The sequence below is a fragment of the Pseudomonas sp. LARHCG127 genome (assembly GCF_052871455.1).
Genome location: NZ_JBIXJT010000027.1, coordinates 21,942 through 34,075, shown reverse-complemented (window position 1 = coordinate 34,075; position 12,134 = coordinate 21,942). Strand labels below are relative to the sequence as shown.

Here is a 12,134-nt window from a genome sequence, read left to right as displayed (position 1 = left end):
ACATCAGTTATTACAATCATGACCGGATCAAATCAAAGCTCAGTGGACTGAGCCCTGTGGAATACAGGACCCAATCCGTGGGCGTGTGGCAGTAGACCGTCCAACATTTTGGGGTCAGTCCAGTGGATGGGCGTTGAATTTGAGATTTGGTTCGACGCAGGACCCTGTGGGAGCGCAATGCTGTTCACTCAAGGCAATCGATAAACCCGTGGCGAGGGAGCTTGCTCCCGCTGGGCCGCGAAGCGGCCCCAAAACCTGCCAATTGCGGCGTATCAGACACACCGCACCCGCCGGTTTACGACTGCTTCGCAGCCGAGCGGGAGCAAGCTCCCTCGCCACAGGGTCATCATTTTTCTTAAGTGAACGGCATTACCTGTGGGAGCGAGCTTGCTCGCGATGGCGTCGGCTCAGCTTGCATCAGAGCAAAGCGCTACCCCTTGGCCCCAGGCGCCACCGCCTCCTTGGTTTCCAAATGATCCAACGCCCGCTCAACCAGCGACTGCACCCCATCGGCCATCCGGCTGATTGCCAAGGCGACGCAGCGGCGTGAGTCATCCACGTCGTCAGCCAGGTCGGCGGCGATGGTGCTGATGGAGAGCAGGTCTTCGGAGGCGTTGGCGAGCAGGGTTTCGGTGTCGATGTGGGGGGACACGATGAAGAGTTGGTTTTTGTCGGGTTCGGGCGGTGAGGCGGGCTTGGGCTTGAGGTAGTAGTCGAGGGCGCGGGTGGCGGCGTCATCGAGCTTTTTTTCTTCCTGTGCTTGGACGCGGGATTTGTGGCCGTTTTGCGGTGGATTCGGCGTAGGTTTGAACATGGGTAGGTTTCCTATAGAGAACCGCCCTGGATCGCTTGCACGCAATGAAGGGTGGCAGCTGTGTGCGAGTGTGCAAGACCGAGCAACCATACCCAAAACTCGGCAGATCCGAAGATCTCCCGAACACAGCCGCCATAAAACACGGGCGCGAACGCGCCACGAATGGCTAGAAGCATTAAGGGTTGGTGTTTTACCCGGACTTGCACGTCCGTGTCACCGTTTTTTGCGATGACGAACCAAGGTTAGCGCTGCAAAACCAGGGTGCCTAGTTCATGCACAGCCCTACGTCTTGAAGGAAATCTCCGAGGAATGGGCGGGGAAAAAGCCCCCAATCACTCCTGCCGTAGGACGTTGGCTACTTTCTGTAATTTTGGTTATATAAAAATTCTTAAATAGTCTTTTTAAGAATATCTGCACTTATCTAGTATTGCTCCCACGCCGCAAGCAGTGCCGCCCACTGCCAGGCATTCATTCAAAGGAGCAGCAGCATGAGCGCATCTCTACGTAGCGTTGACGGCCAGGACGAAGCAACCATCTTGCGCGAGATCCAGAGCGCGTTGCGCGACCTGCGTTTTGGGGCAGTGGAAATCACCGTGCACAACGCCCAGGTGGTCCAGATCGAACGCAAGGAAAAATTCCGCCTGCAACAACCCAGTCATAAGCCGTCTTGAAAGCCAAAAGATCGCAGCCTTCGGCAGCTCCTACGGGGGCTCGGTGTAGGAGCTGCCGAAGGCTGCGATCTCTTTCTAAAAGCCAAACGAATTTCCAGAAGTCATAAGAAAACCAGAATTCCAGGAGCTTTCACCATGTCGTCCATTCGTCGTTATGCCCTGGCCGCGCTGGCCAGTGCTGTTTTTGCAGGTTCCGCCGTCGCCAAGGATTACGAGTTGCTCAACGTGTCCTACGACCCGACGCGCGAGCTGTACCAGGATTACAACGCCGAATTCGTCAATTTCTGGAAGAAGGCGCACCCGGACGACAGCGTGAAGATCCAGCAGTCCCACGGTGGTTCGGGCAAGCAAGGCCGGGCGGTGATCGATGGTCTGCGCGCCGACGTGGTGACCCTGGCCCTGGCCGGTGACATCGATGAAATCGCCAAGCTGGGCAAGTCCCTGCCGGCGGACTGGCAAACCCGCCTGCCGGACGCCAGCACGCCCTACACCTCGACCATCGTGTTCCTGGTGCGCAAGGGCAACCCCAAGGGCATCAAGGATTGGGATGACCTGATCAAGAACGACGTGTCGGTCATCACCCCGAACCCGAAGACCTCCGGCGGCGCTCGCTGGAATTTCCTCGCCGCCTGGGCCTATGGCCTGAAGGCCAATGGGGGTGACGAAGCCAAGGCCAAGGAATACGTGCAGGCGCTGTTCAAGCACGTGCCGATCCTCGACACCGGCGCTCGTGGCTCGACCATTACTTTCGTCAACAACGGTCAGGGCGACGTGTTGCTGGCCTGGGAAAACGAAGCCTTCCTGGCGCTGAAAGAAGACGGTGGCGCCGAAAAATTCGACATCGTCGTGCCGTCGCTGTCGATCCTCGCCGAACCGCCGGTGGCGGTGGTGGACAAGAACGCCGAGAAGAAGGGCAATGCCGAGATCGCCGAAGCGTACCTCAAGCACCTCTATAGCCCGGCCGGCCAGGAAATCGCCGCAAAAAACTACTATCGCCCACGTGACAAGGATGTGGCCGCCAAGTACGCCCGGCAATTTCCAAAGGTGGAGCTGGTGACCATCGACAAGGACTTCGGCGGCTGGAAAACTGCCCAGCCGAAATTCTTCAACGATGGCGGCGTGTTCGACCAGATCTATCAGGCGCAGTAAGCTGAAATAGTGCGCAATTCATGTGGGAGCGAGCTTGCTCGCGAAGGCGGTGGCACAGTCAATAACCCCGTTGCCTGATACACCGCTTTCGCGAGCAAGCTCGCTCCCACAGGTTCCGCACCCTGCGAGTTCTCAACCAAGGACCTTTATGTCGCGTCGCATATCCCCCGTCATACCCGGCTTCGGGCTGACGCTGGGCTACACCCTGGTGTACCTCAGCCTGATTGTGCTCATCCCCCTGGCGGCGATGTTCGTGCATGCCGCTCAACTCACCTGGGAACAATTCTGGGCGATCATCTCGGCGCCGCGGGTGCTGGCAGCCTTGAAGCTCAGCTTCGGCACCGCCCTGTACGCCGCGATCATCAACGGCGTGATCGGTACGCTGCTGGCCTGGGTGCTGGTGCGCTACACCTTCCCCGGCCGCAAGATCATCGACGCAATGATCGACCTGCCGTTCGCCCTGCCCACCGCCGTGGCCGGTATCGCGCTGACGGCGTTGTACGCGCCGACCGGTCTGGTGGGCCAGTTCGCCACGGACCTGGGTTTCAAGATCGCCTACACCCCGCTGGGCATCACCCTGGCGCTGACCTTCGTGACGCTGCCGTTCGTGGTGCGCACGGTGCAGCCGGTGTTGGCCGATATTCCTCGTGAAGTCGAAGAAGCCGCCGCGTGCCTCGGTGCGAAACCGTGGCAGGTGTTCCGCCACATCCTCGTGCCCGCGTTGTTGCCGGCCTGGTTGACCGGCTTCGCCCTGGCGTTTGCCCGTGGCGTGGGCGAGTACGGTTCGGTGATTTTCATCGCGGGCAACATGCCGATGAAAACCGAGATCCTGCCGTTGCTGATCATGGTCAAGCTCGACCAATACGACTACACCGGCGCCACTTCCATCGGCGTGCTGATGCTGGTGGTTTCCTTCGTCCTGTTGCTGCTGATCAACCTGCTGCAGCGGCGCATCGAAACCCCATAAGGAGGCGCGAACCATGTCCCAATCGTCTATTTCCGCAGCCTCCACCAACGCTGCCCGTCGTGGCAGTGCGACGTCGCGGCGGGTCTTGATCGGCCTCGGCTGGCTGATTTTTGCGCTGTTCTTGCTGTTGCCACTGTTCATCGTCGTTTCCCAGGGCCTGAAACTCGGGCTGGGGGCGTTTTTTACCGCGATCTTCGAACCCGACGCGCTGTCGGCATTGAAGCTCACCGTGATTGCCGTGCTGATCTCGGTGCCGCTGAACCTGGTGTTCGGCGTCAGTGCCGCGTGGTGCGTAAGCAAATACTCATTCCGTGGCAAAAGCATGCTGGTGACGCTGATCGACCTGCCGTTCTCGGTGTCGCCAGTGATCGCCGGTCTTGTCTATGTGCTGATGTTCGGCGCCCAGGGCCTGTTCGGGCCGTGGCTGTCGGATCACGACATCCAGATCGTGTTTGCGCTGCCGGGCATTGTGCTGGCGACGATCTTCGTCACCGTGCCGTTCGTGGCCCGTGAGCTGATCCCGCTGATGCAGGAACAAGGCACCCAGGAAGAAGAGGCCGCGCGCCTGCTGGGCGCCAATGGCTGGCAGATGTTCTGGCATGTCACCGTGCCGAACATCAAGTGGGGCCTGATTTATGGCGTGGTGCTGTGTACCGCCCGGGCCATGGGTGAGTTCGGCGCGGTGTCGGTGGTGTCCGGGCACATTCGCGGGGTGACCAACACCCTGCCGCTGCACGTCGAGATCCTCTACAACGAATACAACCACGTGGCCGCGTTCGCTGTGGCGAGCCTGTTGCTGATCCTGGCGCTCTTCATCCTGCTGCTCAAGCAGTGGAGCGAAAACCGAATCAACCGCCTGCGCGCCAGCGCCGCGGAGGAATAAGTCATGTCGATCGAAGTCCGTAACGTCAGCAAGAATTTCAACGCCTTCCGGGCCCTGGACGACATCAGCCTGGACATCCAGAGCGGTGAGCTGGTAGCGCTGCTCGGGCCATCCGGTTGCGGCAAGACCACCTTGCTGCGGATCATCGCCGGCCTCGAGACCCCGGACCAAGGCAACATTGTGTTCCACGGCGAGGATGTCTCCGGCCACGACGTGCGTGATCGCAACGTCGGTTTCGTGTTCCAGCACTACGCCTTGTTCCGCCACATGACGGTGTTCGACAACGTTGCTTTCGGCCTGCGCATGAAGCCCAAGGGCCAGCGTCCGAACGAAAGCCAGATCGCGACCAAGGTCCATGAACTGCTGAACATGGTGCAATTGGACTGGCTCGCCGACCGCTACCCGGAGCAGTTGTCCGGCGGCCAGCGCCAGCGTATCGCCTTGGCCCGCGCCTTGGCGGTGGAACCCAAGGTGCTGCTGCTGGACGAACCGTTTGGCGCCCTCGACGCCAAGGTCCGCAAGGAACTGCGCCGCTGGCTGGCGCGGTTGCACGAGGACATCAACCTGACTTCGGTGTTCGTGACCCACGACCAGGAAGAAGCCATGGAAGTCGCCGACCGCATAGTGGTGATGAACAAGGGCGTGATCGAGCAGATCGGCTCGCCGGGGGATGTCTACGAAAACCCGGCCAGCGACTTTGTGTATCACTTCCTCGGCGACTCGAACCGCCTGCACCTGGGAGAGGACCGGCATGTGCTGTTCCGCCCGCACGAAGTCTCGCTGTCGCGCTCGGAACTGGAAGACCACCACGCCGCCGAAGTACGCGACATCCGTCCGCTCGGCGCTACCACTCGGGTGACCCTGAAGGTGGAAGGCCAGAGCGAGCTGATCGAGGCGGAAGTGGTGAAGGACCATGACAGCCTGGTGGGGCTGGCGAAGGGCGAGACGCTGTTCTTCAAGCCGAAGGTCTGGCAGAAAATCGCCAACCTCTAAGAGCAAAAGAACAAGCAAAAGCATCGCGAGCAGGCTCGCTCCCACAGTAGAACTTTAGTGAACACAATATTGGTGTGCATATGGAGAGCCATTGTGGGAGCGAGCTTGCTCGCGATGGCGGTGGAGCAGTCGACACATCGGTGACTGGCCGAGCGCAATCGCGAGCAAGCTCGCTCCCACAGAGGTAGCCTAACCGCTACCTGCGTGGTGTAGCTTTCAGGCGGCCGAACGCTGGTTGCGCAATGCCACCGGCCCGGCGCGCTCTTCGATGGCGTGCTTCAGTTCGCCGCGAAGCCCCAGCAGGAAGCCGGCTTCCACCACCACAAACAGCGGCCCGACAATCAGCCCGGTGAGGTCGTCGACGAACGCCGGCTTGCGGCCTTCGTAATAGTGGCCGACGAACTGGATCACCCAGCCCACCACGAACATGCCCAGGCCACTGCCCAGCCACACCGAGGTGCTTTGCGCGGCAAGGACCTGGCCCAGCCAGACGGCGAGACCCAGCAGCACGGTCATCAGCACGCCTAGGCGCAGTTCCAGGCGCAGGTAGAACCAGGCACTGGCCACCGCCACCAGCAGCGCCGGCGACACCAGCACTGTGCCCACTGGCCAGCCGGGCCGTGACAGCAGCACGGCGACGGCGACGAAGATCAGCGGGATGCCGATGAAGTGGCTGGCGATGTTGCGCGGATCGCGATGATACGCGGCGTATTGACTGAGATGATCGACGAGGCTTTTCATTGTTGTTCCTCCTGAGGTGATGCCTGCATGATGCCCGGGTATCACCAGGCGTTCTGTCAGTTAGCCGACACTTGTCCCGGAGTTTCCATGAATTCCCATCCCTGGCACTCACACCTGATGGCCGGCCACTGGTACAGCCATCTGCCTGCTGAGTTACAGAATAGTCTGCTGGGCATGGCGCGGGTGCGCCATCTGCCGCCGGGCCATCGGCTGTTCCAGCGCGGCGATCCACCCTGCGGGCTGTATGCCGTGCTGGAAGGCGCGGTGCGCGTCGGTGCGGTGAACGAACAGGGCAAGGAGGCGTTGCTGAGCGTGGTGGAAGCGCCTCACTGGTTCGGTGAAATCTGCCTGTTCGATGGCCAGCCACGGACCCATGATGCGGTCGTGGTGGGTCAAGGCGTGCTGCTGCACGTGCCCCAGGCGCCGTTGTTGGCTTTCCTGCAGGAGCAACCGATCCACTGGCGGCATCTCGCCTTGTTGATGAGCCACAAACTGCGCCTGGCGTTCATCAACCTCGAACACCTGAGCCTGATGCCGGCCCCGGCCCGCTTGGCCCATCGCCTGCTGATGATCGCCGAAGGCTACGGCGAAACCGAACCGGCCCGGCGGGTCCTGCAACTGCCTCAGGAACAACTGGCGCTGATGCTCTCGCTGTCACGCCAGACCACCAACCAGATCCTCAAGGACCTGCAGGCCCAGGGCATTCTTCACCTGGGCTACGGCGAGATCGAAATCGTCGACATTGAACGGTTGCGAGCCCTGACCACAATCTAAAAGCCGACGCGGCATCCGTGGCGAGGGAGCTTGCTCCCGCTGGCCTGCGCAGCAGGCCCCAGCAATCTACAGGCGGATCGCATAGGCCGGCTTTGCGACTGCTGCGCAGTCGAGCGGGAGCAAGCTCCCTCGCCACGGGCTTGGGTTGTCTGGGCGAAAGTCATCGCGAGCAAGCTCGCTCCCACAGGGGTTAGGTGTTGTCGCAGCTATTGCGGTCACATCGCTTCCAATGTGGGAGCGAGCTTGCTCGCGATAGGGCCAGCCCAGGCACTGCAAATCCCTAGCGCAACCCATCCCGGAACTGCCCCGGCGTCATGCCGGTCCAGCGTTTGAAGGCGCGGCTGAAGCTGCTGGCGTCGGCAAAGCCCAGCAGGTAACTGACTTCGCTCAGCGAGCATTGCGGATCGCGCAGGTGCAGCAATGCAAGGTTTTCCCGGCATTCGTTGAGCAGTGCGTCGAAGCGGCAGCCTTCGTCGGCCAGGTGCCGTTGCAGGCTGCGCAGGCTCAAGTGCATGGCCTGGGCGATGCGTTCGGCGCTGGGCTCGCCTTCGGGCAGTTGCGCCTCGATGGCCGCGCGAACCTTGCGCTCCCAGGTCAGTGGCTGGAGCTGGGCGAGGGTGCGTTCGAGCACGGTTTCGTTGTGTTCGGCCAGTTCCGGGTTGGCGTCGTCCAGGTGGCTGTCGAAGTCGCTGAGGTTGAACTCCAGGCAATCCTGGGCGGCGCCAAAATGCACTGGCGAGCGGAACACCTTGTGCCAGGGGCTCGGGTCGGTCGGTTCCGGACGCCGCAGGTACACCGCCAGCGGTGCGTAATCGCGGCCGAGGCGGTTGCGGCAGGTGCGCACGTAAATCGCCGCGAACGCATCGATGGCTTCAAACGCCGGCGCCGGCCGCCCCGGGGGCACATCGAGGCTGAAGCGGTAGCGGTCTTCGCCACGGCTCAATTGCAGGGCCAGGGCATCGCTGACCACGGGGTGATAACGCACGATCCGCTCGAACACTTCCCGCAGGCTGCCACTGGCCACCAGGGCATAACCCAATGCGTGGAATGTGGTGGGGCTGACGAAGCGCGACACCCGCAGGCCGATGGCCGGGTCGCCGCTGGCCTGCACCGCCAAGGCCCACAGGCGCGTAGTGGCCGAGAGCGGGTAGCGGGCGTTCGGGTCGTCCATCCATTGCGGGTCGAGGCCGGCCTCGACGCACAAGGCATGGCTGTCCAGGCCCAGCGCATCGAGCTGTTTGCGCAGGGCGCGGGTCCAGCTGGCGAGGGAAGTCGGTTCCGTCATGACGATTGGCGCTTGCGGTCAACAGGTTGGCGTATACGGCTACCACCCCGTGGGACAACACCCGGCAGGATGAGCACATCTCTAACAGAGGATGTAAGCCATGCACGGCACTTGCGCAAGCCCCGAGCGATTGAATGCACAACAACGAGCGGCCCATATTCGCCAGGTGGTCCTGGCCCGGGGTGAGGAATTGCGTCAGCGCTATCCGATCCTGCGTCATCAGGATGCGCTGGGTGCGGGCATCCTGGCGTTCGCCCTGGCGGGGATGATCGGTTCGGCGCTGCTCTACCTCAATGGTGACCTGGCTGGCTGGGCGTGCCTGTTGCTCAACGCGTTTTTCGCGTCCCTGACCCACGAGCTGGAACACGACCTGATCCACAGCATGTATTTTCGCAAGCAGCGCCTGCCCCACAACTTGATGATGGGCCTGGTGTGGCTGGCGCGGCCGAGCACCATCAACCCGTGGATCCGCCGCCACCTGCACCTCAACCATCACAAGGTGTCCGGCAGCGAGGCTGACATGGAAGAGCGGGCCATTACCAACGGCGAACCCTGGGGGCTGGCGCGGTTGCTGATGGTCGGCGACAACGTGATGTCGGCCTTCATCCGCCTGCTGCGGGCCCGGACCTGGGCGCACAAGCGCAGCATTCTCAAGCGCACGCTGAAAGTTTATTTTCCGCTGGCGCTACTGCACTGGGGCGCTTGGTATGTGTTCCTCGGTTTCCACGGGGTCAACGGCGTCGCCAGCCTGATGGGCGCTTCAATTGACTGGTCGGCAAGCACGCTGGCAACGATGCAGGTGATCGACATCGCGGCGGTGGTGATCATCGGGCCGAACGTGTTGCGCACCTTTTGCCTGCATTTCGTCAGCTCGAACATGCACTACTACGGCGACATCGAGCCGGGCAATGTCATCCAGCAAACCCAGGTACTCAACCCGTGGTGGTTGTGGCCGTTGCAGGCGTTCTGCTTCAACTTCGGCAGCAGCCATGGCATTCATCATTTCGTGGTGAGGGAGCCGTTCTACATTCGCCAACTGACGGTGCCGGTGGCCCATAAGGTGATGCGCGAGATGGGCGTGCGGTTCAATGACTTTGGTACGTTCGGGCGGGCGAATCGGTTTGCTGGCGAGGAAGGTGTTGCGAGGGAAGAGACGGAGGCGGTTCAGGCCTGATCGCTCCCTTATGAGCGACGATAAACCCGTGGCGAGGGAGCTTGCTCCCGCTCGGTTGCGTAGCGACCGCAAGATTTTGGGGCTGCTGCGCAGCCCAGCGGGAGCAAGCTCCCTCGCCACGGGGAATGAATCAAGTTTGAAAGCAGGTCAGAACTGGTAACTCACCGTCGCCGCCACATTGCGCTCTTCGCCCATATAGCAATAACTCAGGCTGGCGCACGAAGCGACGTAGGTTTCGTTGGTCAGGTTGTTCGCGTTCAGGCGCATATCCACGCCTTTCAAGCCGACCTTGCCCAGGTCATACCCCACCGAGGCATCGAACAGTGTGTAGGACGGCACCTTCATGGTGTTCTCCGCATCGGCCCAGCTGTAGCCGACATAGCGCACGCCGCCGCCCAGGCGCAGGCCATCGAGAGCGCCGCTGTCGAACTTGTAGTCAGCCCAGAGCGAGGCCATGTGGCGCGGAGCCTGGGTCGGTGAGTTGCCTTTGTTTTCGATGATGTTGGTGGGCGTGCTGAGGGTACTGACCATCGATTTCGAGTATTCGATGTCGGTGAAGGTGTAGCTGCCCAGCACCTTGAATTGTTCGGTCAACTGCAGGTGCGCTTCCAGTTCCAGGCCTTGGGAGCGTACGGCACCGACGGCGCGGTAGAAGTTTTCCTGGGGCAGTTTGGTCGCGAGGTTTTCCTGGTCGATGCGGAACAGCGAAGCGGTGTAGAGATCATCGGTGCCGGGTGGTTGGTACTTCAGGCCCAGTTCCCATTGCTTGCCATCGGTGGGCGCCAGTGGATTGCCGGCGCTGTCGGCATAGGAGTTCGGGTTGAACGACTCGGAATAACTGATGTACGGCGCCAGGCCGTTGTCGAACAGGTACAGCGCACCGACCCGGCCAGTGAGCTTGGTGCGTTTGTCGTTGATCTCGGTGCCTGCCGGGCGACCGAACTCGGCGATGCGGTTCTCATCCGAGGTTTGGACCCAGTCCTGGCGCAGGCCCAGGGAGAAGCGCCATTTGTCCATTTCGATCAGGTCTTGCAGGTACACGCCGGTCTGCTCCAGGCGCCGCAGGTAGCTGGTGGGGCTGTAGTAGGTGATGGCCGAGTTACCGTAGACCGGGTCGAAGGCATTGATCGGCGCGAGGCTGCCGCTGGTCCAGTCGACCACGGTTTTGCGCCGCTGGTAGTCGGCGCCCATCAGCACGGTGTGCTTGGTCGCGCCGGTAAAGAATTCGGCCTGCAGCATGTTGTCGACGATGAAGGCGTGGAGTTTTTCTTCGGCGCCCGTGTAATAGCGGTTCAGCTCGTTGCTGGTGGGGGTGGTCCAGTCGTAGGCATAGACCTGATCGTTGGTGACGTCGGAGTCCAGGTAACGGAAGTTCTGCCGGGCGGTGAAGACGTCGTTGAAACGGTGCTCGAACTGGTAGCCGAACGACTGCTGGTCGCGTTCGTAACCGTCGACGCCCGGCTCGCCTTCGAAGAAGTTTTCGGAGATTCGCCGGCCGTTGCGCTGATGCAAGGTGCCGTCGGCCGGCATGCCGCCGTGGTAGCCGCCGTCGGGGTCATGCTGCAGGTAGGCCTGGAGCGTCAGCGAGGTGTCTTCGCTGAAGTCGATGTTCACCGTGGGCGCGAGGGCGAAGCGCTTTTCCTTGTTGTGGTCGAACTGGGTATCGGACGTGTCCGCCAGGCCGACCAGGCGATAGGTGATGCGTTTGTCGTCATCCACCGGGCCGCTGAAATCAAAGCCCATGCCCCGTTGGCCCTGGGTGCCGACCGTGGCCTGGATCTGGTGATAGGCCTCGTACAGGGGCTTTTTGCTGGTCAGCGCCACCAGGCCGCCGGGCGAACTGCGGCCATAGAGCACCGACGACGGCCCCTTGAGGATATCGACTCGCTCGAGGAAATACGGATCGACCTGGATGGAGCTGTAGGTGCCGCTGTCGCCCATGGACTTGAGGCCGTCGAGGTAGATGTTATCCACCGAGCCGTCGTTGAAGCCGCGCATCGCCACGTAGTCGTAGCGATGGGTGGCGCCGTAGGGGTTGGTCAGCACGCCGGGGGTGTAGCGCATGGCCTGGGACACGGTTTGCGCGCCCTGGTCGTCCATTTGCTCGCGGGTCACCACGGAGACGCTCTGGGAGGTTTCCCGCAGGGCGGTACTGGTCTTGGTGGCGACCTGGCTGTGGGTGGCGTTGTAGCCTTCCATGCTGCCCAGCGCGTTACCCAGGGCGAAGCCCTTGATGTCGGTGCTCGGCAGTTCCAGGGTGCTGCCAGCGGTCTCGGTTTGCAGCACGTAGCTGCTGCCATCCTGGCTGACGGCAACCAGTCCCGAGCCACTGAGCAACTGGTTCAGGGCCTGGTCGGGCGAGTATTCGCCCTTGAGCCCCGGTGACTGGACGCCGCCGGTTTGCGCCGGGGTGCTGGCCAGGGTGATCCCGGCTTGGCGGGCGAACTGGTTCAGTACATCGCTCAGCGGGCCGGGGGCAATGTTGTAGCTCTGGCGGCTGGCGGTCACGCCGTCTTGTGCGGCCACCGCGAGCATCGGCACCACGCTGACCCCCAGCGCCGTGGAGAACAGCGCGGCATGAATGGCCTGGCGCAACAGGCCCGGTTGCGAAGAGAAGCCGAAGGGGTTCTTGAGAAGTACGCGCTCAGTCATTGTAGGTTCCGTTGGAGTCGCTGAAGGCCGA

The 12,134-nt window shown here is 61.9% G+C and carries 12 protein-coding genes; 8 read left to right on the top strand and 4 right to left on the bottom strand.

The window, feature by feature from the left end:
* Positions 1-95, top strand: a 95-nt coding sequence (locus ACIPQ1_RS27910) for an IS3 family transposase (RefSeq protein ID WP_446533913.1), incomplete at its 5' end; no start/stop codon positions are given.
* A gap of 335 nt (positions 96-430) precedes the next feature.
* On the opposite strand, the gene ACIPQ1_RS27905 is transcribed toward ACIPQ1_RS27910, so the two are convergent.
* A complete protein-coding gene (locus ACIPQ1_RS27905; protein WP_411386135.1) occupies positions 431-814 on the bottom strand; it encodes a DUF6124 family protein in 384 nt (127 codons plus the stop codon).
* A 488-nt stretch (positions 815-1,302) separates the two neighbouring features.
* Here ACIPQ1_RS27905 and oscA point away from each other — a divergent pair, with 488 nt between their 5' ends.
* The 5 genes from oscA to ACIPQ1_RS27880 all read left to right on the top strand — a co-directional run bounded on the left by oscA (position 1,303) and on the right by ACIPQ1_RS27880 (position 5,477).
* A complete protein-coding gene (gene oscA / locus ACIPQ1_RS27900; RefSeq protein WP_003186967.1) occupies positions 1,303-1,485 on the top strand; it encodes a sulfur starvation response protein OscA in 183 nt (60 codons plus the stop codon).
* Between the two features lie 135 nt (positions 1,486-1,620).
* The gene (locus tag ACIPQ1_RS27895; RefSeq protein WP_434704530.1) at positions 1,621-2,634 is read left to right on the top strand and encodes a sulfate ABC transporter substrate-binding protein; all 1,014 of its coding nucleotides are present in this window, start codon (positions 1,621-1,623) and stop codon (positions 2,632-2,634) included.
* 148 nt (positions 2,635-2,782) lie between these two features.
* The gene (gene cysT, locus ACIPQ1_RS27890; protein ID WP_013692011.1) at positions 2,783-3,601 is read left to right on the top strand and encodes a sulfate ABC transporter permease subunit CysT; all 819 of its coding nucleotides are present in this window, start codon (positions 2,783-2,785) and stop codon (positions 3,599-3,601) included.
* Positions 3,602-3,614: 13 nt separating this feature from the next.
* Positions 3,615-4,484, top strand: coding sequence for a sulfate ABC transporter permease subunit CysW (cysW, locus tag ACIPQ1_RS27885; protein WP_024618577.1), 870 nt, complete (start codon positions 3,615-3,617; stop codon positions 4,482-4,484).
* Positions 4,485-4,487: 3 nt separating this feature from the next.
* Positions 4,488-5,477 carry a sulfate/molybdate ABC transporter ATP-binding protein gene (locus tag ACIPQ1_RS27880; RefSeq protein ID WP_411386137.1) on the top strand — a complete coding sequence of 330 codons (990 nt, stop codon included), beginning with the start codon at positions 4,488-4,490 and terminating at the stop codon, positions 5,475-5,477.
* 216 nt (positions 5,478-5,693) lie between these two features.
* Here ACIPQ1_RS27880 and ACIPQ1_RS27875 read toward each other — a convergent pair whose 3' ends face one another.
* Positions 5,694-6,218, bottom strand: coding sequence for an Mpo1 family 2-hydroxy fatty acid dioxygenase (locus tag ACIPQ1_RS27875; protein ID WP_411386138.1), 525 nt, complete (start codon positions 6,216-6,218; stop codon positions 5,694-5,696).
* Between the two features lie 87 nt (positions 6,219-6,305).
* On the opposite strand from ACIPQ1_RS27875, the gene ACIPQ1_RS27870 reads away from it, so the two are divergent.
* Positions 6,306-6,992 carry a Crp/Fnr family transcriptional regulator gene (locus tag ACIPQ1_RS27870; RefSeq protein ID WP_411386139.1) on the top strand — a complete coding sequence of 229 codons (687 nt, stop codon included), beginning with the start codon at positions 6,306-6,308 and terminating at the stop codon, positions 6,990-6,992.
* Positions 6,993-7,272: 280 nt separating this feature from the next.
* Here the strand turns inward: ACIPQ1_RS27870 and ACIPQ1_RS27865 are convergent, their stop codons facing one another.
* Positions 7,273-8,277: an AraC family transcriptional regulator gene (locus ACIPQ1_RS27865; RefSeq protein WP_411386140.1), complete on the bottom strand. Its 1,005-nt coding sequence runs from the start codon at positions 8,275-8,277 to the stop codon at positions 7,273-7,275.
* Positions 8,278-8,377: 100 nt separating this feature from the next.
* Between ACIPQ1_RS27865 and ACIPQ1_RS27860 the strand changes: the two genes are divergently transcribed.
* Positions 8,378-9,451, top strand: coding sequence for a fatty acid desaturase (locus tag ACIPQ1_RS27860; protein WP_411386141.1), 1,074 nt, complete (start codon positions 8,378-8,380; stop codon positions 9,449-9,451).
* Between the two features lie 147 nt (positions 9,452-9,598).
* Here ACIPQ1_RS27860 and ACIPQ1_RS27855 read toward each other — a convergent pair whose 3' ends face one another.
* Entirely contained in the window at positions 9,599-12,103 is a 2,505-nt protein-coding gene (locus ACIPQ1_RS27855; protein ID WP_411386142.1) for a TonB-dependent siderophore receptor, read from the bottom strand.
* Positions 12,104-12,134: the final 31 nt, after the last annotated feature.

What these genes read in the sequence shown, in the direction of transcription:
- ACIPQ1_RS27905 (WP_411386135.1), bottom strand. Translation starts at nt 814, where the DNA reads ATGTTCAAACCTACGCCGAATCCACCGCAAAACGGCCACAAATCCCGC.
- oscA (WP_003186967.1), top strand. Translation starts at nt 1,303, where the DNA reads ATGAGCGCATCTCTACGTAGCGTTGACGGCCAGGACGAAGCAACCATC.
- ACIPQ1_RS27895 (WP_434704530.1), top strand. Translation starts at nt 1,621, where the DNA reads ATGTCGTCCATTCGTCGTTATGCCCTGGCCGCGCTGGCCAGTGCTGTT.
- cysT (WP_013692011.1), top strand. Translation starts at nt 2,783, where the DNA reads ATGTCGCGTCGCATATCCCCCGTCATACCCGGCTTCGGGCTGACGCTG.
- cysW (WP_024618577.1), top strand. Translation starts at nt 3,615, where the DNA reads ATGTCCCAATCGTCTATTTCCGCAGCCTCCACCAACGCTGCCCGTCGT.
- ACIPQ1_RS27880 (WP_411386137.1), top strand. Translation starts at nt 4,488, where the DNA reads ATGTCGATCGAAGTCCGTAACGTCAGCAAGAATTTCAACGCCTTCCGG.
- ACIPQ1_RS27875 (WP_411386138.1), bottom strand. Translation starts at nt 6,218, where the DNA reads ATGAAAAGCCTCGTCGATCATCTCAGTCAATACGCCGCGTATCATCGC.
- ACIPQ1_RS27870 (WP_411386139.1), top strand. Translation starts at nt 6,306, where the DNA reads ATGAATTCCCATCCCTGGCACTCACACCTGATGGCCGGCCACTGGTAC.
- ACIPQ1_RS27865 (WP_411386140.1), bottom strand. Translation starts at nt 8,277, where the DNA reads ATGACGGAACCGACTTCCCTCGCCAGCTGGACCCGCGCCCTGCGCAAA.
- ACIPQ1_RS27860 (WP_411386141.1), top strand. Translation starts at nt 8,378, where the DNA reads ATGCACGGCACTTGCGCAAGCCCCGAGCGATTGAATGCACAACAACGA.
- ACIPQ1_RS27855 (WP_411386142.1), bottom strand. Translation starts at nt 12,103, where the DNA reads ATGACTGAGCGCGTACTTCTCAAGAACCCCTTCGGCTTCTCTTCGCAA.